A 26,554-nucleotide genomic window follows, 5' to 3' on the forward strand; every position below is an offset into this window, starting at 1 on the left:
CAGGGACTGTCCTGATGGCGCATCCCCGCCCGGCGGATGACTGTGGTAGCCGTCAATTCGGACAAGGAGTCTTTGATGGCATGGATGCCCTCATCTCCCGGAAACGGGGCCCGCACGGGCAAGAGAACCGGCAGGACAGGATTCACCCTGGTCGAGCTGTCGGTCTGTCTCGCAGTTCTCACGATGCTGGTCGCCATCGGCTTGCCGTCATTCCAGCGATTCCGGGTGCGCCAGCAGGCGACCGCGACCATGCACCTGCTGACTTCGCATTTCGCATCAGCGCGGATGGCCGCGATCGTCCAGGACGTGCCGGTCGTGGTCTGCCCCAGTGCCGGCAATGGTCGATGCCGCCAGGACAGCGACTGGAGCGATCACTGGTTGGCCTTCCGAGATCCGGACGGCAATCGCCAACCCGACGAAGAAATCGACATCTACCGGAACGACGCCGCGCCTTCGGACCCGAGAATACGGATCGTGTCCAGCAACGGCCGCCGATTCCTGCGCTACCAATCCTCCGGGCTGAGCTACGGCACCAATCTCACCGTCCGCATCTGCCATGACGGCGTGGTGGCCGGGAGCGTGGTCGTGAACAGCACCGGCCGAGCCCGCACGGTCCGTGGGGACATGAGCACGCCATGCTGAAGCCCCGATACAGGCCGGCGCGACCACGCGACCCGCGGGAGGCTTGTTCCCGCCCCGGCGGCTGGCTACAATACGCGCCCCGCCCGAATAGCTCAGCCGGTTAGAGCACTTGACTGTTAATCAGGGGGTCGTTGGTTCGAGTCCAACTTCGGGCGCCAGGATTTGAATGAAAAAAGGCCGCGAGTAATCGCGGCCTTTTTTCATATTGCTTGATAGCCCGTCTATCAAGATCAAACCATTGATGCCTCACCAGCAACTGCGGTCATTTGGCGTCCTGACCCCCGCCTGGGTGACGGACAGGTTGCCGCAGCGGTCTCCGTTCTGCCTTCCCCCCGGGACAGCGGACAACGTGTAGGTCCGAGCAGTAAGTACCGGTCGCTGGATTGCATAAAACTCGGCGGTGTCAGGGTCGCATACGGGCAGGGGGGCGCCCGTGTAGGTCAAATTGGTGGTGTAGAAGCGCTCCATTTGCTGGGCTGCCTGCGTCACGCAGGCTGCACCGGCCGCACGACGGCTAGTTCGCACGTGTTCGTTGTAGGCGGGCAGCGCGATCGAGGCGATGATCGCCATGATCGCGACCACGATCATCAACTCGATCAGGGAAAAACCCTGGGCGCCGCCACGCGACGCGCCGCTCTTGAAAGTAATCATTGCGTCAGTCTCTCCTGATCTCTCGCCAAGATGCACGGTCCCAGCGCGGCCGACTGGTCGGGGGATCCTCATCATTACCGCTTGACCCCGCCACCACCATCAAGCCTCGCAAGATGTTGGGGAGAGTTGGCATGCCGATGCCCAGGTTGACCGAACCCACGGGCAGGTTGTCTCCACCCACAGCTGCGTCATCGGTATGGCCGTTTCCATCCAGGTCGAAGTAGGACCCGCCGGCACTCGTGCCCGTGAAGGCGTCCAATGCGTTGATGAAGCCGGTGCCGTCCGCGTCGCATGCATTGCCCGTGGGCACCATGCTGGCCGTGATCAGGAACGTCGACACCACCTGCGCATCCTGGACGATGCGCTCGCCCGGCACTGGCAGGTCGATGAACCAGCCCTTCGATGTCGCCGGCAAGGCCGTCCTCGCCTCGAATGCGCGCACGGGATAGCCGTTGACCGTCGCACCCGTCACGGCGACGGTGCGCTGGGTCAGGCTGGAGCGGCTGTACGTCGTGTCCTCATCCATCACACCGTACATGCTTTGTACGTCGGTGTTGGTCGAGTCAGCATCACTCGCCGTGAGGTAGCGACCGGTGCCGAAGAACACCCAGCGCTTGTTGGTCCGTGGATTCATGGCGACAGCAATGCCGCCCGTGATCGGCTGTGCGTCACCATCACCATTCTGGGCGCTGAAGAGGCGGCTCACGGTCCACGAGCCCGGCGTGCTGCCACTCAGGTTGAACTTCCACACGTTTCCGAGCATGTCGCCGGCGTAAACATAAGCCAAGGTCCTGCCATCGGGGCCGTAGACCCCGGTGGGTGCGAACAGGCCGTTCGGCGCGAGTGCCGAACCTTCGCCCGTATCGATCTCGCGGAGGACGGTGCCCGTCTCGGCGTCCATCACCACCAGCACCGCGCGATCATTGGTGCTGTTGACGCCATTGCCGATGACGGCTGCGACGCCACCGCCCTGCACCCTTGCAAGGATCGGCTTGCCGAGCACAAGCCCCATGTTGTTGCCCGGTGTTTCCGCCAGCTCCCATTTATGGATGCTATCGGCCGTGGCAGCGGCGGGCGCAGTCACGTCCAGTGCATATACACCCTTGCCACCTTTACCGAGCGTGCCGACCAAAACATTCCTGTTGGATGTCAACGACCGGCTGCTGACCGTGATCGGGCCGTCCACGAAGAACTTGTGGGTGTAGTCACCGCGACTGAGGGTGGACAGGTTGCCCATATTCACGATACGAGGCACGTAGGCGAACTGCTCCACGCCGGTGCGCGCATCGAAGGCATGCAGCATCCCGTCGTTGGCGCCCACGTACAACGTGTTGGTGTCCTTCACGTAGGCCGGCGACGAACCCACGATGTCGCCGAGGATCGAGGTGCGGTTGCGCAACAAACCACCGTTGCGCTCTTCCAGCGTGGTATCCCCTTTGATGTAGTTGGCGTTGTCAGCGCCACTCACCGGGTAGTTGACTGGGCCGCCGGTGCGGGTGAGCGCAGTTGACTGGGTGCTGCTGGGAAATGTCGTGCCTGCCGTACCCGTACTGGTGAACACCTTGCGGGTGCTTGGCGCCGGAATCGAAGATGTCCAGCTAAGCGTTCCGGAAACGCCGCTGGTGGAGACGGCACGCGCGGTCATCTGCCCCGTCCATACACCCGAGACATAAGTAGCGTTAAAGACCTGAGAACCCGTGTCCAGCGATACCGAATTCGAGGCCACATTCGAGAAAGAACTTGTCCGTTGCGAAATGGCCGCAAGTGCCTCACCCAGACCCGTGGTGAACTCCGACGGGTTCGACGCAGAGACAAACGTGCCTCGCCCGTTCACCGCCGCGTGCAGAAGATCGTCAATGCGATCCGCGTCACCACCCGAAGGACCATCCGTCGGATCATTCCAGGTCGCATTTGCCGGTACGGAGGCAACGCTCGACCACCCCTTGTTGCCACTGAGGCCGATAGAGATGCCAAAAGTCACCATGTGCTGCCAGAACGCCGGATTCGCGGCCGTGGGTGGCACATTGTTGGTCATGTGCGATTCTGTGCGCAGGTCGGTCTTCCAATAGTGCATGGCCACGTCAGCCAGCGTATTGGAGTAAGAGTCTGTGTAAGGGGCGCCCGGCGCGTAGGTGAAGTTCTGATTGTTGGGGCCGGTGATGGCGGTGCCCCCCGTACCATCGGCATTTCCAACGGCAGCTGTGGTTGCGCCATTCCAGTAACCGTCCGTCGTCAGAATTGAGAAGTTCTGCCGGCAGGAGTACTGGTTGACTCCCGATTGCGGTCCATAGGGACCCGTCTGCGAATTGTCGCTGAAGTAGCGGCCAGCATTGTCCAGCGCGGACCGCAACGGCGTGCCGTTGTAGCCGATGACGTTGTGCAGCCGGTTGTACCAAGTGGTCCTCGAAGTCGTGGCGACATCGCCCGTGCTGTCGATGAAGCGGCCGTCGTTGCCGTCATTGACAGGAATGTCGAAGCGGATGCCGGACCGCTCCCCGTCCCAGATCGTACGGAAACCCACGCGGACCTTGCTGTCGAGGCTTGAGAACGCCTCGCTCGCACCGGCTTTCGCGGACTTCATGCGCGTACGGTGGTAAGAGAACCAGGTGGCGTAGTTGGACTGCTCCGCCGCGATGGTGCGACCTGTCGGCGTAGTATTGGCCTGGCAATTGATCCAGCCCGATCCGCTGGTGGAGCCATCGCAGCTGTTCGTGGTGCGGCGAACGGCGCTTACGCGGTAGGCCGTGCTACGGCTGTTGCCCCGCTGCACCCACACATGGTACTGGCCTGCCGCCGTCGGGTTCGCCCGACAGGTGTTGCTGTTGCCCTTGCCCAGGGAACCGCTGCAGATCTGGGTACCGCCCGGCGTGTAGACCCAGTAGTTCAGGTTGCGCGTGTTGTTGCCGGTTTCCGTGTTCTGCACGGTGATATCCAGCACGACATTCGCCGTGACCGAAGCCAGCGCAAGATCCACGGCGGCATCGTTGCCCAGCGTGCCGGAGAAGGGCGTGGCGCCATTGACCGCCACGTCCTGCGGATTGGAAAGCGTAACCGTGCCGTATTCCGATCGGACGACATCGCTACCGGTGACGTGATACCGGTAGTAGTTCGTGCCAGCGCCAAGATAGGCGGCATCCGTGCTCGCCATGTTCTTGGGCGCGTAGAACACCTGGTTACCTCCACACACCTCAGTACCATCGCTGCTCAACTCGTCTGTTGTGGCGTTGGTGTTGTAATTGTATCGACGGCAGCTGGAGGCATCGCCCAGATTGATCGTGCCGCCCCCGACACGATTGAAGCTGCCGTACGCTGCAGTGAAGCTGGTGCCCCCGATCATACGGCTACCGTCCGCCCTCATCCATGGCAGATACGCGATGTTCGGGTTGTACGACAACGTGTTGCGCGTGTACGCGTTCATGGCAACGTCGGGCGCGCTGGTGGCGGGCACGCTGTCCGGCATGTAGTTGAACGCCATCGACCCCGAATCGTCGAGGATGAAGAGGATGTTCGGCGCTACGCGGCTGGCCGTGGTCAGCGGATCCTCCGGGATCGCGATACCGGCATTGACCGGCAGCGCCAGCAGGGTCGCGATGAAAGCCGCCGGGGCCGCCCACCATTGGCGCGTGGCGACAGACGACTTCTTGATTCGAATCTTCTTCATGGCTCAGGTCCCCGGTTCCGGGATGCGGCTTACGATATTGGCTTGGACCACCACATCCGCACGACCAACACCTCGGCTGCGGGCAGTGACGCGATACATCGGGCTTTGACAATCGACCGACGGCGGAAGAGTGTCGCAGGCGCCCTTGTAACCCGGGCCCACCCCGAGATACTCGATCCAGTACTCGGGGACCGCACCGGCCAATCGCGCCTCGTCATATGTCCCTGCGGGTACCTGCACCCATACCGGATCCGAACCGGTGGGGCAGATTCCCGTAGCGCAGTTGGCAGCAGTGGGAATCTGTGTATGCCAGTTGCCCGCACCCAGCACCTGGTCCTGCGCATAGCGGAGCGCTCCTTCGGCGGCCTGGAAACCGAGGCTGCGGTCGCGCAGATTGGCGCTCATCCGTTCCTGCATGGCCGAACTGCGCATGATCACGATGCCCAGGATCGACATCACGATCAGCAGGATCAGCACGACGATCAGGGCGACGCCCTGCTGCGCTTTTGCCGACGCTCGCATCACGGATTTCATAGGGTGCGTCCCCTCAGACTGACGACATTGGAGGATTGCCGGGTCAGTGCTCTGCCGTCCACATCCTGTCCCGTCAACGTCATGGTGACGCGTACGGCGATCACGTTGAGCCAATTGCCCGGCGTGGCGGTATAGGCGTTCGCGCCGGATTCGAGATACTGGAAAGCGATGCCAGTGATCCCCTCGGCAACCTCTTCCGCTGCGCCACCCGAACGGCTCACGAACAAGGAGCTGCCGCCGCGGCCATTGGCCGCCACGAACCAGGTCACGTCGCGCAAGCGGGACAACACGACTGCTGCCGGCGGCGCGAATTCGTCCGCACTGGGGTTGTAGCCATCCGGCAGGGCCGCGAAGCCGACCGTCATGCCACCCACGCTGCTAGTCTGCACCAGGTGCGTCTTGCGCGCGTTACAGAGGAGCAGGACGTCGCCCACATCGAAAGCATCGTCTGCCGCATCGAGTTCTTCAGGATCCAGCTCGACCGAACTGCTGGTGGACGCAACCACGCGATAAGCGGTGTCGTCGCCGGAGATGACTTGCAGTGTCGTGGCGCTGCCGGTCACAGGCGCGGTACGGAAGCTATTCGCCGCCGCGCCGGCCCCTTCCACCACCGAGAAGTTGGAGCACGCAGTACCACCGGCCGCCCTGATGTCGCGCGACATCAACTCGAACGCGACACGCGCATTCTCCTGAATGCGATTCAGGCCTTCGTTGGAGCGGTACGTCGTCTGGTTGGACTGCAGGATCGCAAGCGCGGCGCCCGCGACCAGCAGACCCAATACCATGGCCACCATCAGTTCGATCAGGCTAAAGCCCGCCGCACGCGCGACCCCGATCACCCTGAAATCGTTGCCGGGAGCCTTCATATCGTGGTCCTCGTCACCACCGTGCGGGTGGCACCGCCACCAGCGCGCGTGTCATCCCACTGGACCGTGATCACGCACGCGGCCGGACAACCGGTGATCGATCCACAGGTAGTTGCGTCTGCCAGGCCCGAACCGATGGTGCTCTTGAGCGAGGTGATCCAGCTTCTGACATCGTTCTGCGCCAAAGCGCCGCCTCCGGGGATGGCGCAGACGACGCCGGCGGTGTTGTAGGCATTGGCGTTGAGCCTGTTCGCCCGCATGGCCTCCAAGATCGCCGAGGTCTGGATGACGGCCTGGCTGCTTTCAAACGAACTCTGGCCACCGCGCAATGCGATGGATTGCATGGCCGCGACGCCCAGCAGCCCGATGCTGAGGACCACGACGGCTACCAGCACCTCGATCAGGCTCACGCCGCGCGCGTTGCGCCGCGCGCCACGGGGCGCGCGCAGGCATCGGGAAGCCCCAAAGGAATCACCACCATTCATGGACACCCACCTCCCCCATTGTTCCGTGCCGTCAGTACTGCGCCGCTGACCAGCACCGTGATGACACGCTGGTTGTCTGCAGGCTCGTCGGTGGGAATGCACACCGTCAGGTTCTGCTGCGCGGCGATGAGGCCGGCAGAGTTGAAGCGGATCCCCGCAGCAGGCCCGCTGATCTGCAACCCATTCGGCAGCGTCCCGCTGCGCACGACTCCAATGGTCGCGTCCTGGTTGTTCTGTCCCGCGATGATCCAACTGGCCCAACTCGCGCCGTTGGCGCAGGTGAGACCGTCCGCGCTGCCGCACACGGTCACCGGCGCGCTGCGCCGGACGGCCTCGGCACGCGCGAGTTGCAGCGCGGCCGTCAGCTCTCCTGCCGTACTGCTGAGCCGGTTGGAGTTCATCAGCGTCACCATGGCCGGGGTTGCCACGGCCGCGAGCAGCGCCACCACCGCGATGGTGACCATGAGCTCGATCAGGGTGAAGCCCTGCATGCGCTGAAGCGCGCTGGGCTTCCGCCAGTTGCGGTCGGATGGACACGGGACAGGCATATCACTCCCCTTGTAGTCGCGCCAAGCTAGCCCGCGTGCCCCTACCCGCACCAGCGTTTCCAGAATGAACGGTGGAATTCGGGTCCCGAAAGGCAGGGCGTGCGAGAACCATCCAGCACCTTGCGGCATCATGGTACGGACATACCGCCGACCGAGCGCGCCAATGCCGCCCCGTTCCCCCGCCCTCCTCAGCCCCCTCGACACCCTGTGGCAGGCCAAGACCCTGATCTGGATTCTGCTGACGGGCGAAGCGCTGGCTGCGGTGCTGACTGCGGCCCCAGGCTTGGAGGCAGATCGCCTGACCTATTTCGGCGTGGCGTCGCTTGTCATCCAGTGGATCGCGCTTGCATCGTTGGGGCTGCTGTATGTACTCCGTGCCAGGCTGTCCTGGATGCGACCACCCGTCGTGGCACAGATCGGACTCGGCGCGCTGCTGCTGAGCACGTGGATCGTGCTGGGGGCTGGCTGGCTGGCGCTGCGAGGACTCGCGCTGGCTCCCAATGAGGGCTGGATGCGCTTCTCACTTCAGGTCACTGCTATTTCCCTGATAGTGGGTCTGCTCGGTCTGGGAGCGTTTCAGGCCCAGTGGCGGGCCAAGCAACTCGCCGTCAATGCCGAACACTCCAAGCTCCAGGCCCTGCAAGCCCGCATCCGGCCGCATTTCCTGTTCAATACCCTCAACACCGGCATCTCGCTGCTGCACGCAAAGCCCGACACCGCCGAACGGTTGCTGCTGGACCTTTCGGACCTGTTCCGGGCTGCGCTCTCGACGCGGGACACCATTCCCCTTGCCGAGGAACTGTCGCTCGCGCGTCGCTATCTGGAGATCGAGCAGCTACGGCTGGGTGATCGACTGCGCCTGACGTGGGAACTTCCCGGCACCCTGCCCGACGTCAGGGTTCCGACCCTGTCGATCCAGCCGCTAGCGGAAAACGCCATCCGGCACGGCATCGAGCCCTCCACGGGCGGCGGAGAGGTGAGCATCCGGGTTGAAGTGGGGCCAACGGAGCTTCGGGTATCGGTGGCCAACACCCTGCCCTCCGACTCCGTGCGGGTCGCGACGGGCCACCAGGTAGGACTCAGCTCGGTGCGTGCCCGCATCCATGCCCTGACCCAGGGCCTGGGCAGTGTCAGCATCAAGACAGCGGATGGTCGCTACCTGGCGACCATCCGCATGCCGTACGACGCATCAGCCGCTGACAGTTCCGGGCCTCAGGTCACCACGCGGTAGCAGGGCTTGTACTCGCCCGCGATCTTCATGCGCCGTTGCTCCACGAAAGCGCGCAGCAGGGCATCCAGTGCTTGCATCATCGCCGCGTCGCCGTGGATCTCGAACGGACCGAATTCTTCGATCCGGCGCATGCCATCTTCCTTCACGTTGCCCGCCACGATGCCGGAGAAGGCGCGGCGGAGGTCGGCGGCCAGGTCGTGCACGGCGCGTCCCGGCCGCAGCTGCAGCGCTGCCATCGCTTCATGCGACGGGACGAACGGCTGCTGGTAGTCCTCGGGGATCTGGATGGCCCAGTTGAAGAAGAACGAATCCTTGTGCTCGATCCGATACTCGCGCACGCGTCGGACGCCCGCGATCATCTTCTTCGCGACGGCCACGGGGTCGCCGATGATGATCTCGTAGCGTTCGGCGGCCTCATCGCCCAACGTCAGGCGGATGAAGCGGTCGATCTGCTCGAAGTACGGTGCGGCGATGGTCGGGCCCGTCAGGATCAGCGGGAACGGCAGGTGCGCGTTGTCCGGGTGCAGCAGGATGCCGAGCAGGTACAGGATCTCTTCGGCTGTACCCACGCCGCCCGGGAACACGATGATGCCGTGGCCGATGCGGACGAACGCCTCCAGGCGCTTCTCGATGTCCGGCATGATGACCAGGTGATTGACGATCGGGTTCGGCGATTCGGCGGCGATGATGCCCGGCTCGGTCACGCCGATGTAGCGGGTCTTGGCGCGGCGCTGCTTGGCGTGCGCGATCGTCGCGCCCTTCATCGGCCCTTTCATCGCACCGGGGCCGCAGCCGGTACAGATGTCCAGCCCGCGCAGGCCCAGCTCGTAGCCGACCTGCTTGGTGTAGAGGTACTCGTCGCGCGAGATCGAATGGCCACCCCAGCAGACCACCAGGTTGGGATCGCTCGGTTTCAGGATCCGCGCGTTGCGCAGCAGGCCGAACACCGCGTTGGTGATGCCGGCGGAAGATTCCAGATCAGCCGCATATTCCGGGCCCAGTTCGATCGCGGTATACGCCAGGTCACGCACGACGGCGAACAGGAGCTCGGCCACGCCACGGATGATTTCGCCGTCAACGAAGGCCATCGAAGGCGCGTTGATCAGGTCGATGCGGACGCCGCGGTCCTGTTGCAGTACCTGGATGTCGAAATCCGGATACAGATCGCGCGCGGCGCGCGGATCGTCTGAGGCGCTGCCACTGGTCAGCACGGCCAGCGCGCAGCGGCGCAGCAGTTCATGCATGCCGCCGGACGAGGCGTCACGCAGGCGCGCCACTTCGGCGCGGGAAAGCACGTCCAGGCCACCGCGCGGGTAGATCCGCGCGTCCTGCACCGGCAACGCCCTCGATGCCGTTTCACTCATGGGTTGTTCCTGTCTTCGTTCGTCAGAGGCGGGACTTTAGCGCAGTCCCCGGGGCCTGAGGAGCCCGCCCAAAAGAAAACGGCCGGGTTGCCCCGGCCGTTCGTGTTGCGTCTTGCAGTGCTGTGGATCAGAAGTCGTAACGCAAGCCCACCTGCATGGACCACTGCGAGATGCCGTTGGTCTGCTGGTCGGAGTCGGTCGGCACGCCCAGCGCGCTGGCCTGCCCGAACTCAGTGCCACTGCGATAGCCGTAGACGTACTGGCCTTCGTGGATGCCCACCAGGGTGGCGACCGCGTTGTTGGCGTTGAAGCCATAGTCCAGCACGTGGCCCCAGTCCTTGTTGATCAGGTTGCCGACGTTCTGGATGTCCAACCAGATCTTCGACTTGTGGCCCTTGAAGAAACCGGGCAGCTCCTGGCTGATGCGCACGTCGAAGGTGTTGACCCAACCGGCACGGAAACCATTCTCCGGGGCATGCTGGCCCTTGTAGCGGCTCAGGCCGTCCTGCGCCTCCAGCCACGACCAGAATGCCGCTTCCATCGCCGGGTTCGCCACGAACTGCCCCGTCGCGCTCAGGCTGCCGAACTTGACGTCGCCAGGACCCGAGGGCACGTAGAACAGGTCGTTGAACGTACGCCCGTCGCCATTGGCATCACCCGTGAAGATATAGCTGTAGGGACGGCCGCTGCGGCCTTCATAGAACAGGCCCACCTGGGTGGCGTAATCACCGAAGAACTTGTGCGACCAGTTGAGCGAGCCGCTGAAGCGATCCTTGATTTCGTAACGCGCGGTGCTGCTGGTCGGCTCGTTGATGTTGTAACCAAGCTGCGAGCCGTAGCCAGAGCCTGCAGTGGAGCTGGTCAACGCAGCCACTTCTTCCGCATTGGTGCGGGTATAACCCAACATCCAGGACCAGTCGCTCTCGGTGCTGAACGGCTTGCTCAGCGAGACCGTCAACTGCTGTCCCTTGCCCTTGTTGGTGTTCTCCAGCAGGAAGACGTCACCGAAGTAGGTGTTGCGGCCGTAGCGCGAGTTGTTGGTGTAGGCGCTGCCTGTGGACGGCAGTGGCCCCACCAGGTTCGGGTTCCAGTACAGAACGCGACCATCCGGACCGGTGTAGCCCGGACCGACGTTCAGGGTGCGATAGAACAGGCCGTTCTTGACGTCGGTCAGCAGCAACTCGGCCGACGCGACGATGCCGTTCCACGGCGTCTCCACGTCGATACCCAGGTTGGCCTTCCACACCGACGGCAGTTCGAAGTCGCTGCTGATCACGTTGACGTTGCGAACGCCCGTACCGGTGGCCGGGATGGACGGATTCAGGCCATCGGCGCTGAAGCGGATGTTCTGCCAGTCGGTGAGGTTCTGGTAGGAGATGTAGTTCATGCCGGTGCTGCTGTAGGCATTACCCACCCAGACCTGCGGAGCATCGCCCTGGAACAGGCCGATGCCGCCGCGCAGCTGCGCCGGGCGCTCCCAGTTGAAGGTGTAGTTGAAGCCGAAGCGCGGCTGGATGATGTAGTCGCCGTTGTAGGTGACCGAGTTGTCCAGACCGAAACCACCCGTGTACCCGCTGCCGCATGCGGCGTTGGCGGTGCCCGGGGCGGCGGCAAAGCAGGCGTTGTACGGCGGGCTCGGGCTCGCCTCCGGCTTGTCGGCGCGCAGACCGAACGTCAAGGTCAGGTTCGGCGTGGCGTACCAGGTGTCCTGCACGAACAGGCCGATGTTCTTGTTCTTGTACTGCGCCGCGATCGCACCCGGATTGGTGGGATTGGTCTGCAGGTCGTAGTCGAAGTACTGGCCGCGCGTCAGGTTGCCAAAATCGGCCACACCACCCGGCTTCGGAACGTAGAAGCTGTAGTTGCCCCAAGCGTCCTGCAGGAAGAAGTTGTAGATCTCGTTCTCGCTGTACTCGGCGCCGAACTTGAAGTCATGGTCGCCCAAGGTCCAGGTGGCCGCGCCGAAGTAGTTCCAGGTCTCGGTCAGCAGCGTGTTGCCTGGCGAGCTGCGCTCGGTACCCAGGCGAATGAAATCACCCGCAGTGATCGCATTGCTCGCGTTGCCGTCGTCGAAGTAGACCTGGATGGTCGGCGCAGTGGTCGGGCTCACGCGGACCGCCGAGTAATCCCGGTACGACACCTTGAACTCGGTGGAGAACGTGTCGCTCCAGTCGCTGAACAGCTGGCCGACGTAGCTTTCGACGGTCTTTTCATGCGAGAACCAGTTCGAGCTCAGCGCCAGCGTGCTGGCACCGGAACCTTCCGGACGCACGCGGGTCTGCTCCAGCTTGCTGTAGCGGAAGTCGGCGCGGTGGTTGTCGCTGATGTTCCAGTCGAACTTGATGGCGTATTCGTCGAGCTCGGTGTCGCCGTTGCCCGAGGTTTCGCCGGGCTCGAAGCCCCAGATTTCGCGCGCTATGCGCTGCACTTCGGCAAGGTGGGCGGCGTTGAAGTCACCATCGGCACGCATCAACGGGGTGTTGGACAGGTCGGGACTGGGCTTGCCGCGCTTGTAGTTTTCGTAGTTGGCGAAGAAGAACAGCTTGTCCTTGATGATCGGGCCACCCAGGGTAAAGCCGTAGGTCTGCTCTTCCGTGAACTCGTTGAACTCGGCATTCGTCAGCGGGTGCTTGCCGAACCATTCGCCATCGCGGTAGGTACCGTACACCGAACCGTGGAACTCGTTGGTGCCCGACTTGGTGACGGCGTTGACGTTCGCGCCTGCGGCGCCGGCAAGCGTCACGTCGTAGTTGGACAGGTTGATGTCGATGGCTTCGATGGCTTCCATCGAAACCGGCTGGCGCTGGGTAGGCATGTTGTTGCCTTCCAGGCCGAAGGTGTCACTGGCCGACACGCCATCGATGGTGATCTTGTTGAAGCGGGGGTTCTGGCCGCCGGCCGTGATGGAGCCGGACGAACGATCGGTCATCACCACGCGCGGATCGAGGCGCATGAAGTCCTGGATGTTGCCGTTGATCGAGGGCAGCGCCTGGATCGTCACCTGGTCGACGCTGGTGCCCGAACCCATCTTGGTGGCGCTGAACACTTCCGAGCCGCCGGTGAAGCCCACGGCCGTCACGGTCTCCAGGGTCGTCAGGTCGCCGGTCAGCGCCGCGTTGACGGTGTTCACCTGGTTCAGCGTGAGGAAGACGTTGTCCTCGGTCCTGGTGCCCGAGCCCGACTTGGTGATCGTCACCTGGTAAGGACCGCCCACGCGCAGGCCGCGCGCGTTGTAGCGACCACTGGCATCGGTGGTGGCGCGGCTGACCGTGCCGGATTCGACGTGGGTGATGGTCACCTCGGCGCCGACGACGGGCTGGCCGCCATTATCGGTGACCAGGCCGCCCACGCCAGCCGAGGTGCTCTGCGCGAAGGCAGGTGCGGCGGCGAGTGCGACGACGAGGCCAAGGCTGAGCTTGGACAGGCGAAGACGACGGGATTGGTTCATCGGATAAACCTCGGTACGGGAGTGATGTGGCGAAGCTGGCTGACGAGACGTGCGGAACCACCCGGTGGGTCGGTTCTGAAGGGCGTGTTAGGGGTTCCCATGGCCCACGCGTCGTTCGCGGAGGTTAATAACAGGTTAACACGATAGGACCATTTTGTGACCGCGGCATGACAATGTTCCGCACTGCAGCATGAGCGTGCAGCCACAAGGCGGACGGTCGCCGCCGGACACTGCCCTCAGCGGGCCGGAGCGCCGGAAATATCAGATGTTGGGCGGGGTCAGCTTCAGGTAGGTGCCGATGCCATCCAGGACCATTTGCACGGAAATGGCGACCAGAAGCATGCCCATTAGCCGCTCGATCGCGGTCAAGACGCTTCTTCCCAGCCATTTGTAGAGCACTGTCGCCGAGAACAGGATCGCTGCGGTAGCGCCCCAGGCCAGCAGGAGCGCCAGACTCCAGTCGCCGAGCCGGGACGGGTCGTTGCTGCCCATCAGCATGACGGCGGCCATGCCGGACGGGCCGGCGACCAGTGGGATGGCCAGCGGCACGATGAAGGGTTCGCCCCCGGGCAGTTCGCCCATCAGGCCCTCGGGCCGGGGGAAGATCATCCGCACGCCGATCAGGAACAGGACGATACCGCCGGCGATGGCGACCGATTCCTGGCGCAGGTGCATCATTTCCAGCGCGTACTTGCCGCCCCACAGGAACAGCATCAGCACGACCAGCGCGATAAGCAACTCGCGTACCACCACGATGCGCTGGCGACGCGGTGGCAACGGCTTGAGCACGCTGAGGAACACCGGAATGTTGCCCAGAGGATCCAGGATCAGGAACAGCAACAGAGCCGCCGACAGGACGGTCATGCCCGCACCTTCCATATCTGCCCCCTGTGCGCTGCGCCCGCAGATGACAGCAGGGTGACACAGGCCGCTGCGTAGTCGGTGGCGTCCCGGGCCTGTGCGTCGTTGTCGTCGGCATAGGCACGAGAGCGCAATGCGGTCCGCATCGGCCCCGGCTGCAGTGCGGCGACACGCACGCTGCTGCTGGCGAGTTCGGCGTGCAGCATGCCGACGAGCGATGTCAGCCCATGCTGGGCCACGCCATACGCGCCCCAGTACGCCTGGCCCACCCGTGCGAGATCGTCGACGCTGAAAACCAGCGCCGCGTCGTCCGACTGCTTCAGCAGGGGCAGGCAGGCCTGCGACAGCCACCAGGGCGCGGTCAGGTTGACGTGTACGACGCGCGCGAACGCGGCGGGGTCGGTATGTTCCAGCGGCGTCAGCCCCTTGAACTCGGCGGCGCAATGCAGCACGCCGTCCAGACGACCCAGCTCGGCGTGCAGGCGGTCGGCGAGTTCGGCGTAATCGTCGGGCGTCGCGCCTTCCAGGTCGAGTGGATACAACAGGGGTTCCGCGCCCACCTGCGACACGGCGTCGTAGATCCGGTTCAACTTCGGAACCTTGCGGCCCAGCAACACCACCGTGGCGCCCGCTTCGGCACAGGCGACCGCCGCCGCACTGCCCAGCCCGCCATGCGCGCCACTGACCAGCACCACACGCTGGTCCAGGGCGCGCGGTGCACGCTTGGGCAACCCGACCAGGCTCACTGCGACAGCGCCTCGGCCACGATCCGCTGCAGTTCGCCGGACTCGTGCAGCTCCAGCGTGATGTCGCAACCGCCGATCAGTTCGCCATTGATGAAAAGCTGGGGAAACGTCGGCCAGTTGGAGAAGCGCGGCAGGTTGGCGCGGATCTCGGGCTCTTCCAGCACGTTGATGGTGTAGACATGCTCCGCGCCCGCTTCGCGCAACGCGTGCACCGCACGGCTGGAGAAGCCGCACATCGGGAACTGCGGCGTGCCCTTCATGAAAAGGACGATCGGGTGGCCATCCACTTCGGCCTGGATGCGTTCCATCACCGGCATGCTGATTTCTCCTTCCTTGACGGTTTGGCAACCACCGTCGGGTACACTTTCGGTCCGTTCCGCCGGCTTCGCCCGCGGATTGCATAGTGTAAGCCCTCGCATCGCCCCGACGGTGCCCGCACCCCCTTTTTACCCGCCTAGCGTAAGGAACCGAGCCATGGCCATCGAACTTCCCCCCCTGCCCTACGACCGCACCGCGCTGGAACCGCACATCTCCGGCGAGACGATCGACTTCCACTACGGCAAGCACCACAAGACCTATGTGGACAACCTCAACAAGCTGATCGAAGGCACCGAGTTCGCCGACGCATCGCTGGAAGAGATCGTGCGCAAGTCGCAGGGCGGCATGTTCAACAACGCCGCGCAGGTGTGGAACCACACGTTCTACTGGAACTGCCTGAAGCCCAACGGTGGCGGCGAGCCGACCGGCAAGCTGGGCGAACTGATCAACAAGACCTTCGGCGACTTCGCCAAGTTCAAGGAAGAATTCACCAAGACCGCCATCGGCACCTTCGGTTCCGGCTGGGGCTGGCTGGTGCAGCGTCCGGACGGTTCACTGGCCCTGGCCAGCACGTCCAACGCCGCCACCCCGCTGACCGGTGAAGACAAGCCGCTGTTGACCATCGACGTGTGGGAGCACGCCTATTACATCGACTACCGCAACGCGCGACCGAAGTACGTCGAGTCGTTCTGGACGCTGGTGAACTGGGACTTCGTGGCCGGCAACCTGCGCTGATCCACAGGCTCCGCTTCAAAGCAGAAACGGCCGGGGAGACCCGGCCGTTTTCGTTTCCTTCCTGCAGGAACCGCAAAGTCAGGCGGACAGGCGCCCCACAACAGGAGCCACCTGCGCTTCACGCCCCAGCGCCGATCCCACGCGGCGCAACGCTTCGGCCAGGAGGGCGGCATCGTCGGCACGCAACGTGGCATGGCCAACCTTGCGCCCGGCCCGCGGTTCCTTGCCGTAATCGTGCCAATGCCCGCCCGCCTCTTGCAGGACCGCGCCGGACGCCGGCATTTCACCGATCCAGTTGAGCATGCAGGCATGGCCGAGCACCCGCGTGTCGCCCAGCGGCAAGCCGAGTACCGCACGCAGGTGGTTCTGGAACTGCGAGGTTTCGGCGCCTTCGATCGTCCAGTGGCCCGAGTTGTGTACGCGCGGCGCCATCTCGTTGGCCAACAGCTCGCCGTCGCGATAGAACAGTTCGAGCGCGAACACGCCGACGTAGTCGAGCGAGTCGGCCAGGTGCCGCGCATGGGCGCACGCGGCGCCTGCCAGCGCTGCGTCGACACTCGCAGGCGCCAGGCTGGCCGACAGCACGCCATCGACATGCCAGTTCTCGGTCATCGGCCATGTACGGAACTCGCCGTCACGGCTGCGTACGGCGATCACCGACAGTTCCCTCTCGAACGGGATGAACGCCTCCACGATCAGGCCGACGGTCGCAGCCTGCGCACCAAGCGCCTGCCAGGCCGCGTCGACGTCCGCCACCGACCTGATGCGGAACTGGCCCTTGCCGTCGTAGCCCAGGCGACGCGTCTTGAGGATGCAGGCACCGCCCAGTTGCTCGACCCCGGCCTGCAACTGCGCGCGCGTTTCGATATTCGCGAAGGCACCGACCGGAATGCCGAGTTCGCGGAACAGCGTCTTCTCGACCAGGCGATCCTGCGCGACGGCGAGCGCGCGCGGATTCGGGAACACCGGGACGCGATGCGCGAGCCACTCGGCGCTTTCCGCCGGCACGTTCTCGAAATCGAAGGTGGCCACGTCGACTTTCGACGCGAACTCGGCCAGCGCGGCTTCGTCGCGGTAGTCGCCGACGAGCAGCGGAGCGAACTGGCCGGCGCACGCATCGGCCGCCGTATCCATCACCAGGAAGCGCAGGCCCAGCGGCGCGCCAGACAATGCGAGCATGCGCGCGAGTTGCCCGCCGCCCAGGATGCCGACCGTGGTCATAGCGGCTGGCGGGGATCGTCGTGCGCCATCACATCCTCGGTCTGGCGTGCACGGAAGGCGGCGAGCGCGGCACCGATGGCCGGATAGTCGGAAGCCAGCAGGGCGGCAGCGAAGAGGCCTGCATTGGCGGCACCTGCATTGCCGATCGCGAACGTCGCCACCGGAATACCTGCCGGCATCTGCACGATGGACAGCAGCGAGTCCATGCCGTTGAGCGCCTTCGACTGCACCGGCACGCCGAGCACCGGCACCGCCGTCTTCGCCGCCAGCATGCCTGGCAGGTGCGCGGCCCCCCCCGCGCCCGCGATGATCGCGCGCAGCCCGCGTGACCCGGCGGCGTCCGCGTACGAGAAGAGCACGTCCGGCGTGCGGTGCGCCGACACCACTTTCACCTCGTAGGGAACGCCCAACGCATCCAGTTTCTGCGCGGCATGCTGCATGGTGTCCCAGTCCGAGCGGGAACCCATCACGATGCCCACCACGGGGCTGGAAACGCTGGCGGTCATGGCCGTCCTCGGTCGCAAAGACGTATTCTACCCTTCTGACCGAACCGCTGATCGAGTCCCCATCCCGATGGATCGCAAACTGCTCGACCTCCTTTGTTGCCCCGCCACCCGCCAGCCACTGGCCGTGCTTGATGCCCGCGGCCTGGAGGCACTCAACCGCGCGATCAGTGCGGGCCAGGTCAAGCGCGCCGACGATACCGTGCAGGCCGAACCCCTGCGCGAGGCGCTGGTCACGCATGACCGCAAGACCGTCTACCGCGTGGAGGACGGCATACCCGTGCTGCTCGCAGAAGAAGCGATCGCCACGGCGCAGGTGGGCGAATTCGCCGGCAGATGAGCATGCGCCCTGTGCCCCCCTCCACTGACGCGATCGCCGACGACGTGGCGCGCGCGCTGGCCGAAGACGTGGGCAGCGGCGACGCCACGGCGTCATTGCTGCCGGACGTGGCGGACATCGCCTACCTGCTCTGCAAGGAGGAGGCCGTCATCGCCGGACAGCCGTGGTTCGATGCCTGCCACCGTGCGCTCGATCCGGACGTACGGATCGACTGGCGTTTCCAGGACGGTGACCGGGTCCCGGCCGGCACCGTGTTGGCCACGCTGGAGGGACGCGCGCGCGCGCTCGTGACGGCGGAGCGTTCCGCGCTCAATTTCCTGCAGACGCTGACGGGGACGGCCACGGTGACGGCCGCGTACGTCGACATCGTGCGCGGCACCGGCTGCACGATCCTGGATACGCGCAAGACCTTGCCCGGCCTGCGGCTGGCGCAGAAATATGCGGTCCGCTGCGGTGGCGGCCAGAACCATCGCATGGGCCTGTACGACGCCGTGATGCTGAAGGAGAACCATGTCCGCGCGGCGGGATCGCTCACTGCGGCGATCCGCGCAGCGCGCCATCTGCAACCGTCGCTGCCGCTCATCGTCGAGGTGGAGACATTGGCCCAGCTCGATGAAGCACTGACTGAAGGCTGCGAGCGCATCCTCGTCGATGACTTCGATGCGGAGACGCGACGCGACGCGGTCCGTCGCGCGAAGTCCGCACCGTATTCCGGCCGCATCCCTCTCGAGGTCTCCGGCGGGGTCGATCTGGGCACGCTGCGCGCCATTGCGGAAGACGGCGTGGATTTCGTTTCCATCGGCGGACTGACCAAGCATGTCCGCGCCATCGACCTGTCGATGAAACTCGGCCCGGCGCCATGAGCAACGCATGTCGCCACTGAGCGCCCTGTTATGGCTGATCGCCGCGGCGGCTGCGTTCGCCTACTGGAATGCGGCGCGCGCGGCGGCGGAGCGTGCAGGCGCGCTTGGCCGGAATGCCTGCCAGGCAGCCGGGGTCATCTGGCTTGACCAGAGCGTGCATGCGAGCGGACTACGTCTGCGGCGCGGCGAAGATGGCTGGCTGGGCTTCGAGCGCAGCTTCCGCTTCGAGTATTCCCACGACGGCATCGATCGCCATGTGGGGCGGCTGGTGCTGCGCAAGGGCCAACTGGTCTCGTTCGTCGGGCCGGTCGCACGCGCCGTCACGCCGCTCGATCTGCACTGAGTCCGCTACCGGGGTCTGTCGACCTATCCGCGCGGGAGCGCGATGCAGACCTATTTCACCACGCGCAGGAACGGCGGGCGCTTGCCCGCTGGCGGCGGTGCATCGTCATCGGGTGGCGTGTCCGGAGAGGGCGGCTGGTCATCGTCACCACCACCGGCATCGGGATCGTGTGCCACGTCGTCTGGCAACGCCATGCCCTGCCCGGTTTCGCGCGAGTAGATCGCCAGCACGGCACTGACCGGCACGTACACGGCCTGGCTGACTCCGCCGAACCGCGCAGTGAAGCTGACCGCCTCGTTGTCGATCAACAGCCGCACCACCGCACGTTCGGCGATGTTCAACACCACCTTGCCTTCCTTCACCGCGCTGACGGGCACCTGGACGCCCGCCTGCGTGGCGTCCACCAGCAGATGCGGCGTCATGCCGTTGTCGGCGATCCATTCGTTCAGCGCCCGCAACAGGTACGAGCGATGGCTGGTCATGCGGGGCGTGGCGTCAGTCATTTCGCGTCTCGGCTGCCGGTCGCTGGGCTGTCCTGCAATGCCTGCAAACCAAGCCTTGCTCGGATGCCGGCTAAGCCGGGATCTCGCGCAGCTTCCTCTCCGCATCCGTCAGGCTGCGCAGGAAACCGGGGTGGCGGAAGATGCGGTTGCCATAGTCCTCGATCGCCTTGCCGTCCTTCGGCAGCGGCACATCGAGCGAAGGCAGGCGCCAGATGATCGGGGCCATCGCACAGTCGGCCAGGCTCATTTCGGGGTTGAGGAAGAACTTGCTCGCCTTGAACAGCGGCACCGAGGCGGTCAGCAATTCCTTCAGGCGCTTGCGGCCCGCTTCGACCTGCTGCTTGTTGCCCAGCTGGATGGCCTGGACCTGGGGCACCCAGTCGTGCTCGATGCGCAGCATGGCCAGCCGCAGGCGAGCGCGCGACAGCGGATCCACCGGCATCAGCGGCGGATGGGGATAACGTTCGTCGAGGTACTCACTGACCACGGACGCGGCGTACAGCACCAGGTCGCGCTCCACCAGGGTGGGCACGGAATGGTAGGGATTCAGGTCGATGAGGTCTTCGGGCGGATTCTGCGGATCCACCGGCACGAGGTCGTAACTGACGCCCTTGGCGGCGAGCACCAGCCGCACGCGGTGGCAGAGCACGTCATCGGTGGAAGAAAACAGCGTCAGTGTATTGCGCATACGTGGACTCGCAGCCATTCACGGCTCTCCGACGATCGGAATCCGCCGATCGCACCGACGCCGCCAGCCCCTTGCTGACGGTCGCCACGGTCCCTGAGTGTGCAATCCCTGCCGAAAAAAGCCAAGCAACCCCAGCCCGGCCGATTTCGCCTGCGGTGCGGGCACGGAAGCCCTGCACCGCTGCAGTGGATGCGCGACGGTCCTTAGTGGACGTCCTTCCAGTACTCCTGCTTCAGCAGGTAGGCCAGGAACGTCAGCGCCGCCAGGAACAGGATCACCCACACGCCGATGCTCTGGCGCTTGAGGGCTGCCGGCTCGCCGACATACTCCAGGAAGTTGGTGATGTCGCGCGCGGTCTGGTCGAACTGCTGCGCGTTCTGGCGACCGGCCTGCGTCACCTTGAGGCTTTCCACATGGCGTTCGCCGGTGGCCGCGTCGGGCTGGCCGAACTCCGCATGCTGCAGGCCCTGCAGCTCCCACAACGGATTGGGCATGGATGCGTTCGGGAACAGCTTGTTGTTCCAGCCCAGCGGACGCGACTCGTCGAGGTAGAACGACTTGAGGTACGTGTAGATCCAGTCGCTGCCACGCACGCGCGAGATCACGCTCAGGTCCGGCGGCATCTTGCCGAACCATTTCGTGGCCGGGTCATGCGGCATCGACACCTGGATCTGCTCGCCGAACTTCGCGCCGGTGAAGTTGAGGTTCTTCATCACCTCGTCTTCGGTCAGCCCGAGATCCTCGGCCATGCGCGAATAGCGCATGTACTTCAGCGAGTGGCAGCCCGCGCAGTAGTTCATGTACAGCTGCGCACCGCGCTGCAGGGAGGCGCGATCGCTCAGGTCGTTGCCGGCCTGCAGCTTGTCGCCGCCGCCTGCGGCGAACACGGAGAACGAGATCAGCAACCCGCTGGCGAAGACAGCTAGGCGAGAGGCGAAAGTCTTAGTCATGCGTCGTCACCCGCTCGGGCACTGGCTTGGTCTTGTCGATCTTGGTCCAGATCGGCATGGTCAGGAAGAACAGGAAGTAGAAGGCGGTCAGGAAACGGCCGATGATGGTTTCCACCGGATCCGTACCCGGGCCGGCGCCGATCTTGCCCAGCCAGACGAAGCAGATGGCGAACACGCCCAGCAGCACCTTGGACAGCAGGCCGCGGTAGCGGTAGGACTTGACCTTGGCGCGGTCCAGCCACGGCACCAGGAACAGGATCGCGATGGCGCCGAACATCACCAGCACGCCGCTGAGCTTGTGCGGCACCACGCGCAACATGGCGTAGTACGGCGTGTAGTACCACACCGGCTTGATGTGCTCCGGCGTCACCAGCCTGTTGGCTTCGGAGAAGTTGTCGTGCTCGAGGAACCAGCCGCCCATGGCGGGGGCGAAGAACACGATGAACGCCGCAAGGATCAGGAAGCCACCGACATAGAAACCGTCCTTCACCGTGTAGTACGGGTGGAACGGCACGCCATCGGCCGGGGCGGTCGGCGACCAGCGGTTGCCCTTCGGGCCCTTCTTGATCTCCACGCCATCGGGGTTGTTCGAGCCGACTTCATGCAGCGCGAAGATGTGCAGCACCACCAGCAGCAGCAGCACCAGCGGCAGCGCGATGACGTGCAGCGCGAAGAAGCGGTTCAGCGTGGCGTCGCTGGGCAGGTAGTCGCCCATGATCCACTCGGTCAGGCCGTTGCCGATCACCGGGATGGCGCCGAACAGCGAGATGATGACCTTCGCGCCCCAGAACGACATCTGGCCCCACGGCAGCACGTAGCCGAGGAAGGCTTCGGCCATCAGCACCAGGTAGATCAGCATGCCGAGGATCCACACCAGCTCGCGCGGCTTCTGGTACGAGCCGTACATCAGGCCGCGGAACATGTGGATGTAGACGACGATGAAGAACAGCGAGGCGCCGGTGCTGTGCATGTAGCGGATCAGCCAGCCCCACTCCACGTCGCGCATGATGTATTCGACCGAGGCGAAGGCTTCCGCCGCGCTCGGCTTGAAGTGCATCGTCAGGAAGATGCCGGTCAGGATCTGGTTGACCAGCACCACGATCGACAGCACGCCGAAGATGTACCAGATGTTGAAGTTCTTGGGCGCGTAGTACTCGCTCATGTGCTTGCGGTACACGGGCATGAAGCCCGGGGCGCGCGCGTTGAACCAGTCCATCACGCCATCAGCGGTACGGGTAATGATGTTCGCCATGGCTTATGCGCCCCCCTGCGGGTCGAGGCCGACGACGATGGTCGTGTCGTTCTCGTAGTAATGCGGCGGCACCACCAGGTTGGTGGGGGCCGGCACGCCCTGGAACACCCGGCCGGCCATGTCGAAGCGCGACTTGTGGCAAGGGCAGAAGTAGCCGCCCTTCCAGTCCGGATCGTAAGGCTCGGGCTTGATCTCGGCCGCCATTTCCGGCGAGCAGCCCAGGTGCGTGCACAGGCCGACCAGCACGGAGATCTCCGGCTTCAGCGAACGCGTCTCGCCCTTGATGTACGACGGTTGCTGATCGAGGTTCTGCGACTGCGGGTCGCGCAGGTTCGCGTCCAGGGTCGGCAGCGCATCCAGGATCGCCTTCGAGCGCTTGACGATCCAGATCGGCTGACCACGCCATTCCAGGATCAGGCGCTGGCCTTCCTGCAGACCGGTCAGGTCGGCGGTCACCGGGGCACCGGCCAGCTTGGCCCGGGCGCTCGGATTCCACGACTTGATAAAAGGTACAGCTGCAATACCGGCACCCACTGCACCCACCACAGCGGTGGTCGCAGTCAGGAACCGGCGTCGGCCCGTATTCACAGGCCCATTGACCCCATCGATGGCCATCCGGCACTCCGCAAAACAATCAGGTAGCTAAAAAGGCTGCCAAGGCCGCACCCGAAACGCCGGTGCGGGCCGCATAAAGACGGCGAAGTGTAACGGATGGCTTAATGGGCCGACAACGGGCGCCGTGAAATCAAGGCCTTGCGGCGCGTCCGGCGTCGCCGCGAGCTGTTTCAGCGCGCGGCAACCGCCTGCCGGTAGCGGTCGGCCAGGACGGCCACGCGCTGCACGTAGCGCTGGGTTTCCTTGTACGGCGGAACGCCCCCGTGGCGGTCCACCGCACCTTCGCCGGCGTTGTAGCCGGCGGCGGCCAGGGTCAGGTTGCCGTTGAAGCGCTTCAGCAACCAGGACAGGTACTGCGCGCCGCCGCGGATGTTCTGCGCGGCGTTGTAGGAATCGGTGACGCCGAACCGGCGCGCCGTGGCCGGCATCAGCTGCATCAGGCCCTGCGCGCCGGCATGCGACAGCGCCATCGGGTTATAGGACGATTCCGCGTGCATGATCGCGCGCAGGATGGATTCCTCCACGCCGAATTCGCGCGACGCGGCGGCGATCTCGGCCTGGTAGGCGGATGTGTTCAGTCGCAGCCGTCCGAAGTCGACGCTCGGATTCCCGCAGGCGAAGCAGGTCTCGATGTAGCTGTACTTGATGGTGCGCAGGCTGGCGACCTGGGTGCCGCCGCGCGGGCGCGCACTGGTGTAGTGACGCACGCCGTCCTTGATGTAGGAGTAGACCTGCCCGCTGACCACGCGGCGTGGACCGGTGGCCGGCGCGGGGACGGACGAGGCTGGCACCGCTGCCGGGACGATGGCGCTGGCCGAATCGGACAGGGCGGGCGAGCTGGCCGCTCCCACCGCCGATGTGGCGGCTGCAGGCCGTGACACGGCGGAGACCTGCGTCGGCCGGTTGCGGTCGGGCGTGTAGCGGCTGACCACTTCGCAGCTTGCGCCACTGACACGCTTGCTGACGTAGTTCGGCACACCGTCATTGCCGGTGCACTTGTACAGCGTGCCCGCGCTGGCCGGCAGTGCGGTCACCGCGGCCAGTGCGGCCAGAAGCGTCAGAGTCCCCCTCATGCCGCGCAGTGTCCCGAATTCCCGGGTGATTGCCAAGTCCTTGTCCAACAAAGGTTTCCTCCAATCTGTGCGGCCGGTCGGAGTTCGGACTGGCGGATGCCGGCCCCTTCATGCCGGGCTGTTACCCGCTATCAACGCCAGCGGGGACGGGGACCGGCCGTCGCGCAGCGCGTAAACTACGTGCCTCCTGCCCGCCCACCCGACTGGATTAAGCGCCATGACCGGGACGCAAGCCCCCGCACTGCCGACCACGGCCGCCCCTGCCGTGACCGACCCCGCCCTCGTTCCCTTGCCCACCGGCCGCCCCCGTGCGCCCGAGCAGGTCAAGGGCAAGCTCTACATCAAGACCCACGGGTGCCAGATGAACGAGTACGACTCGGCCAAGATGGCCGACGTGCTCGCCGCGTCCGACGGCCTGGAGCTGACCGACAACCCCGAAGAAGCCGACGTGGTGCTGGTCAACACCTGCTCCATCCGCGAGAAAGCGCAGGAGAAGGTCTTCAGCCAGCTCGGCCGGTGGAAGGCACTGAAGGCCGGTGGCCGCGACGTCATCATCGGCGTGGGCGGCTGCGTGGCTTCGCAGGAAGGCGAAGCCATCGTCAAGCGCGCGCCCTACGTGGACCTGGTGTTCGGCCCGCAGACCCTGCACCGCCTGCCGGAGCTGATCCGCGCCCGTCGCGAGCAGAACAGGCCGCAGGTCGACATCAGCTTCCCCGAGATCGAGAAGTTCGACCGCCTGCCCGAGCCGCGCGCCGAGGGTCCCTCGGCGTTCGTGTCGATCATGGAAGGCTGCTCGAAGTACTGCTCGTTCTGCGTGGTGCCCTACACCCGCGGTACCGAGGTCAGCCGGCCGTTCGAGGACGTGCTGGTGGAAGTGGCGCAGCTGGCCGCGCAGGGTGTGCGGGAGATCAATCTGCTCGGCCAGAACGTCAACGCGTATCGCGGTCCCTATGGTGATGGCGAGGTCGCCGACCTCGGCCTGTTGATCCGCACGATCGCCGAGATCGACGGCATCGGCCGCATCCGCTTCACCACCTCGCACCCGCTGGAATTCAGCGACTCGCTGGTGGATGCGTATCGCGACGTGCCGCAGCTGGCCAACTTCCTGCACCTGCCGGTGCAGGCCGGCAGCGACCGCATCCTCTCCGCGATGAAGCGCGGCTACACCGCGCTCGAGTTCAAGCAGAAGATCCGCAAGCTGCGCGCGGTGCGGCCAGACATCTCGATCAGCTCGGACTTCATCGTCGGCTTCCCCGGCGAGACCGATGCGGATTTCGAGAAGACGATGAAGCTGATCGAGGACGTGGGCTTCGACCAGAGCTTCTCCTTCATCTACTCGCGCCGCCCGGGCACGCCGGCCGCGGACCTGGAAGACGACACGCCGGATGCCGTGAAGCACGCGCGCCTGGACCGCCTGCAGCAGCAGATCAACGCCTACGCCGCGGGGATCTCGCAGCGCATGGTGGGCACGGTGCAACCGGTACTGGTGGAAGGCCCGTCGAAGAAGAATCCGAACGAGCTGACCGGCAAGACCGAGAACATGCGCTCGGTGAACTTCCCCGGCCATCCGCGCCTGATCGGGCAGTTCGTGGACGTGACGATCACCGAGGCGCTGGCCAACTCGCTGCGCGGACGCGTCGCGGGCACCGACTGAGGCGCCTGATCAGCCGACAGCGGGCAACGGCATGCCTTCGCGCTCGTTGTCCCAGATCATGTGGATGATCTTCCAGCCCTGTTCGCCCTTGTAAAGCTGGATGCTGTTGATCCCGCGCCGCTCGGGCACGGCGTCGCCCGGGGCGTGGCGTGCCTCGTAGGCGCTCCAGACATGGGCGATGTTGCCGAACACGCGGATTTCCCGCGCGGTCTCGACCTCGAAGAAATCCACCTTCGCCAGCAGCGCATCGGCGTTGGTCCGGTACTCCGCCAGCGAGAACGACAGGCGCCAGGGCTTTCCCTGCGCATCCACGCCGGTACGGATCTGCCGGCAGTCGGGATGGAAGACCGCATCCTGTGTCGACCAGTCGCGCGGACCCGCCGGGCCCGAGATCATCGCGTACATGGCGTCCACCGCCGCGCCGATCGCTGCTTCGTCCATCGTCTGCCCCGCCGTCCC

The 26,554-nt window shown here is 65.0% G+C and carries 27 protein-coding genes and 1 tRNA gene; 8 read left to right on the forward strand and 20 right to left on the reverse strand.

The window, feature by feature from the left end; all coding sequences use genetic code 11:
- The first annotated feature begins 75 nt into the window (after positions 1–75).
- Both ACIPRS_RS03885 and ACIPRS_RS03890 read left to right on the forward strand, forming a co-directional pair.
- Positions 76–642 (forward strand): GspH/FimT family pseudopilin, encoded by a 567-nt coding sequence (locus ACIPRS_RS03885; RefSeq protein ID WP_446537568.1) that lies wholly within the window; start codon positions 76–78, stop codon positions 640–642.
- Positions 643–723: 81 nt separating this feature from the next.
- A tRNA-Asn gene (locus ACIPRS_RS03890) sits at positions 724–800 on the forward strand.
- Between the two features lie 88 nt (positions 801–888).
- On the opposite strand, the gene ACIPRS_RS03895 is transcribed toward ACIPRS_RS03890, so the two are convergent.
- The 6 genes from ACIPRS_RS03895 to ACIPRS_RS03920 are packed head-to-tail and all read right to left on the reverse strand — an operon-like array spanning position 889 to position 7,330.
- Entirely contained in the window at positions 889–1,293 is a 405-nt protein-coding gene (locus ACIPRS_RS03895; protein WP_446537569.1) for a type IV pilin protein, read from the reverse strand.
- A 4-nt stretch (positions 1,294–1,297) separates the two neighbouring features.
- The gene (locus ACIPRS_RS03900; protein ID WP_446537570.1) at positions 1,298–4,954 is read right to left on the reverse strand and encodes a pilus assembly protein; all 3,657 of its coding nucleotides are present in this window, start codon (positions 4,952–4,954) and stop codon (positions 1,298–1,300) included.
- A 3-nt stretch (positions 4,955–4,957) separates the two neighbouring features.
- Entirely contained in the window at positions 4,958–5,488 is a 531-nt protein-coding gene (locus ACIPRS_RS03905; RefSeq protein ID WP_446537571.1) for a pilus assembly PilX family protein, read from the reverse strand.
- Positions 5,485–6,354, reverse strand: coding sequence for a PilW family protein (locus ACIPRS_RS03910; RefSeq protein ID WP_446537572.1), 870 nt, complete (start codon positions 6,352–6,354; stop codon positions 5,485–5,487). The genes ACIPRS_RS03905 and ACIPRS_RS03910 overlap by 4 nt, the downstream gene beginning before the upstream one ends.
- Entirely contained in the window at positions 6,351–6,839 is a 489-nt protein-coding gene (gene pilV / locus ACIPRS_RS03915; protein ID WP_446537573.1) for a type IV pilus modification protein PilV, read from the reverse strand. The genes ACIPRS_RS03910 and pilV overlap by 4 nt, the downstream gene beginning before the upstream one ends.
- A complete protein-coding gene (locus tag ACIPRS_RS03920; RefSeq protein ID WP_446537574.1) occupies positions 6,836–7,330 on the reverse strand; it encodes a GspH/FimT family pseudopilin in 495 nt (164 codons plus the stop codon). Before ACIPRS_RS03920 ends, pilV begins: the two co-directional genes overlap by 4 nt.
- Positions 7,331–7,550: 220 nt before the next feature.
- Between ACIPRS_RS03920 and ACIPRS_RS03925 the strand changes: the two genes are divergently transcribed.
- A complete protein-coding gene (locus tag ACIPRS_RS03925; protein WP_446537575.1) occupies positions 7,551–8,618 on the forward strand; it encodes a sensor histidine kinase in 1,068 nt (355 codons plus the stop codon).
- Here the strand turns inward: ACIPRS_RS03925 and ppnN are convergent.
- From ppnN to grxD, 5 genes are all read right to left on the reverse strand, one after another.
- The gene (ppnN, locus tag ACIPRS_RS03930) at positions 8,600–9,982 is read right to left on the reverse strand and encodes a nucleotide 5'-monophosphate nucleosidase PpnN (RefSeq protein ID WP_192200478.1); all 1,383 of its coding nucleotides are present in this window, start codon (positions 9,980–9,982) and stop codon (positions 8,600–8,602) included. The two genes, ACIPRS_RS03925 and ppnN, sit on opposite strands and share 19 nt — an antisense overlap.
- A 127-nt stretch (positions 9,983–10,109) precedes the next feature.
- Positions 10,110–13,430 carry a carboxypeptidase regulatory-like domain-containing protein gene (locus tag ACIPRS_RS03935; RefSeq protein ID WP_446537576.1) on the reverse strand — a complete coding sequence of 1,107 codons (3,321 nt, stop codon included), beginning with the start codon at positions 13,428–13,430 and terminating at the stop codon, positions 10,110–10,112.
- 261 nt (positions 13,431–13,691) lie between these two features.
- Positions 13,692–14,294 carry a YhgN family NAAT transporter gene (locus tag ACIPRS_RS03940; RefSeq protein WP_142123704.1) on the reverse strand — a complete coding sequence of 201 codons (603 nt, stop codon included), beginning with the start codon at positions 14,292–14,294 and terminating at the stop codon, positions 13,692–13,694.
- Complete coding sequence (locus ACIPRS_RS03945) at positions 14,291–15,037, reverse strand: SDR family NAD(P)-dependent oxidoreductase (protein ID WP_446537577.1); 747 nt, start codon at positions 15,035–15,037, stop codon at positions 14,291–14,293. Before ACIPRS_RS03945 ends, ACIPRS_RS03940 begins: the two co-directional genes overlap by 4 nt.
- Complete coding sequence (gene grxD, locus ACIPRS_RS03950) at positions 15,034–15,354, reverse strand: Grx4 family monothiol glutaredoxin (protein ID WP_142123702.1); 321 nt, start codon at positions 15,352–15,354, stop codon at positions 15,034–15,036. The genes ACIPRS_RS03945 and grxD overlap by 4 nt, the downstream gene beginning before the upstream one ends.
- 157 nt (positions 15,355–15,511) lie before the next feature.
- Between grxD and ACIPRS_RS03955 the strand changes: the two genes are divergently transcribed.
- Entirely contained in the window at positions 15,512–16,090 is a 579-nt protein-coding gene (locus ACIPRS_RS03955; RefSeq protein WP_446537578.1) for a superoxide dismutase, read from the forward strand.
- A gap of 78 nt (positions 16,091–16,168) precedes the next feature.
- On the opposite strand, the gene ACIPRS_RS03960 is transcribed toward ACIPRS_RS03955, so the two are convergent.
- Both ACIPRS_RS03960 and purE read right to left on the reverse strand, forming a co-directional pair.
- Positions 16,169–17,311, reverse strand: a complete 1,143-nt coding sequence (locus ACIPRS_RS03960) for a 5-(carboxyamino)imidazole ribonucleotide synthase (protein ID WP_446537579.1) — start codon at positions 17,309–17,311, stop codon at positions 16,169–16,171.
- Positions 17,308–17,817, reverse strand: a complete 510-nt coding sequence (purE, locus tag ACIPRS_RS03965) for a 5-(carboxyamino)imidazole ribonucleotide mutase (protein WP_337730375.1) — start codon at positions 17,815–17,817, stop codon at positions 17,308–17,310. Before purE ends, ACIPRS_RS03960 begins: the two co-directional genes overlap by 4 nt.
- 67 nt (positions 17,818–17,884) lie before the next feature.
- Here purE and ACIPRS_RS03970 point away from each other — a divergent pair, with 67 nt between their 5' ends.
- The 3 genes from ACIPRS_RS03970 to ACIPRS_RS03980 are packed head-to-tail and all read left to right on the forward strand — an operon-like array spanning position 17,885 to position 19,360.
- Entirely contained in the window at positions 17,885–18,154 is a 270-nt protein-coding gene (locus ACIPRS_RS03970) for a Trm112 family protein (protein ID WP_446537580.1), read from the forward strand.
- On the forward strand, positions 18,151–19,017 hold the full coding sequence (gene nadC, locus ACIPRS_RS03975) for a carboxylating nicotinate-nucleotide diphosphorylase (protein WP_446537581.1): 867 nt from the start codon (positions 18,151–18,153) through the stop codon (positions 19,015–19,017). The genes ACIPRS_RS03970 and nadC overlap by 4 nt, the downstream gene beginning before the upstream one ends.
- 7 nt (positions 19,018–19,024) lie before the next feature.
- Positions 19,025–19,360, forward strand: a complete 336-nt coding sequence (locus ACIPRS_RS03980) for a DUF3301 domain-containing protein (protein ID WP_446537582.1) — start codon at positions 19,025–19,027, stop codon at positions 19,358–19,360.
- Positions 19,361–19,410: 50 nt separating this feature from the next.
- On the opposite strand, the gene ACIPRS_RS03985 is transcribed toward ACIPRS_RS03980, so the two are convergent.
- The 6 genes from ACIPRS_RS03985 to ACIPRS_RS04010 all read right to left on the reverse strand — a co-directional run bounded on the left by ACIPRS_RS03985 (position 19,411) and on the right by ACIPRS_RS04010 (position 24,450).
- Positions 19,411–19,863 carry a ClpXP protease specificity-enhancing factor gene (locus tag ACIPRS_RS03985; RefSeq protein ID WP_446537583.1) on the reverse strand — a complete coding sequence of 151 codons (453 nt, stop codon included), beginning with the start codon at positions 19,861–19,863 and terminating at the stop codon, positions 19,411–19,413.
- A 70-nt stretch (positions 19,864–19,933) separates the two neighbouring features.
- Positions 19,934–20,569, reverse strand: coding sequence for a glutathione S-transferase N-terminal domain-containing protein (locus ACIPRS_RS03990; protein ID WP_142123694.1), 636 nt, complete (start codon positions 20,567–20,569; stop codon positions 19,934–19,936).
- A gap of 185 nt (positions 20,570–20,754) precedes the next feature.
- On the reverse strand, positions 20,755–21,501 hold the full coding sequence (locus ACIPRS_RS03995) for a cytochrome c1 (RefSeq protein WP_192200461.1): 747 nt from the start codon (positions 21,499–21,501) through the stop codon (positions 20,755–20,757).
- Complete coding sequence (locus tag ACIPRS_RS04000; RefSeq protein WP_192200459.1) at positions 21,494–22,753, reverse strand: cytochrome b; 1,260 nt, start codon at positions 22,751–22,753, stop codon at positions 21,494–21,496. The genes ACIPRS_RS03995 and ACIPRS_RS04000 overlap by 8 nt, the downstream gene beginning before the upstream one ends.
- Before the next feature lie 3 nt (positions 22,754–22,756).
- The gene (gene petA / locus ACIPRS_RS04005) at positions 22,757–23,368 is read right to left on the reverse strand and encodes a ubiquinol-cytochrome c reductase iron-sulfur subunit (protein WP_142123691.1); all 612 of its coding nucleotides are present in this window, start codon (positions 23,366–23,368) and stop codon (positions 22,757–22,759) included.
- A gap of 170 nt (positions 23,369–23,538) precedes the next feature.
- Positions 23,539–24,450 (reverse strand): lytic transglycosylase domain-containing protein, encoded by a 912-nt coding sequence (locus ACIPRS_RS04010; RefSeq protein WP_446538002.1) that lies wholly within the window; start codon positions 24,448–24,450, stop codon positions 23,539–23,541.
- A gap of 208 nt (positions 24,451–24,658) precedes the next feature.
- On the opposite strand from ACIPRS_RS04010, the gene miaB reads away from it, so the two are divergent.
- Positions 24,659–26,095, forward strand: coding sequence for a tRNA (N6-isopentenyl adenosine(37)-C2)-methylthiotransferase MiaB (gene miaB, locus ACIPRS_RS04015; protein ID WP_446537584.1), 1,437 nt, complete (start codon positions 24,659–24,661; stop codon positions 26,093–26,095).
- A gap of 9 nt (positions 26,096–26,104) precedes the next feature.
- Here miaB and ACIPRS_RS04020 read toward each other — a convergent pair whose 3' ends face one another.
- The gene (locus ACIPRS_RS04020; RefSeq protein WP_337730381.1) at positions 26,105–26,536 is read right to left on the reverse strand and encodes a nuclear transport factor 2 family protein; all 432 of its coding nucleotides are present in this window, start codon (positions 26,534–26,536) and stop codon (positions 26,105–26,107) included.
- Positions 26,537–26,554: the final 18 nt, after the last annotated feature.

It is taken from the genome of Pseudoxanthomonas sp. LARHCG66, assembly GCF_052871755.1.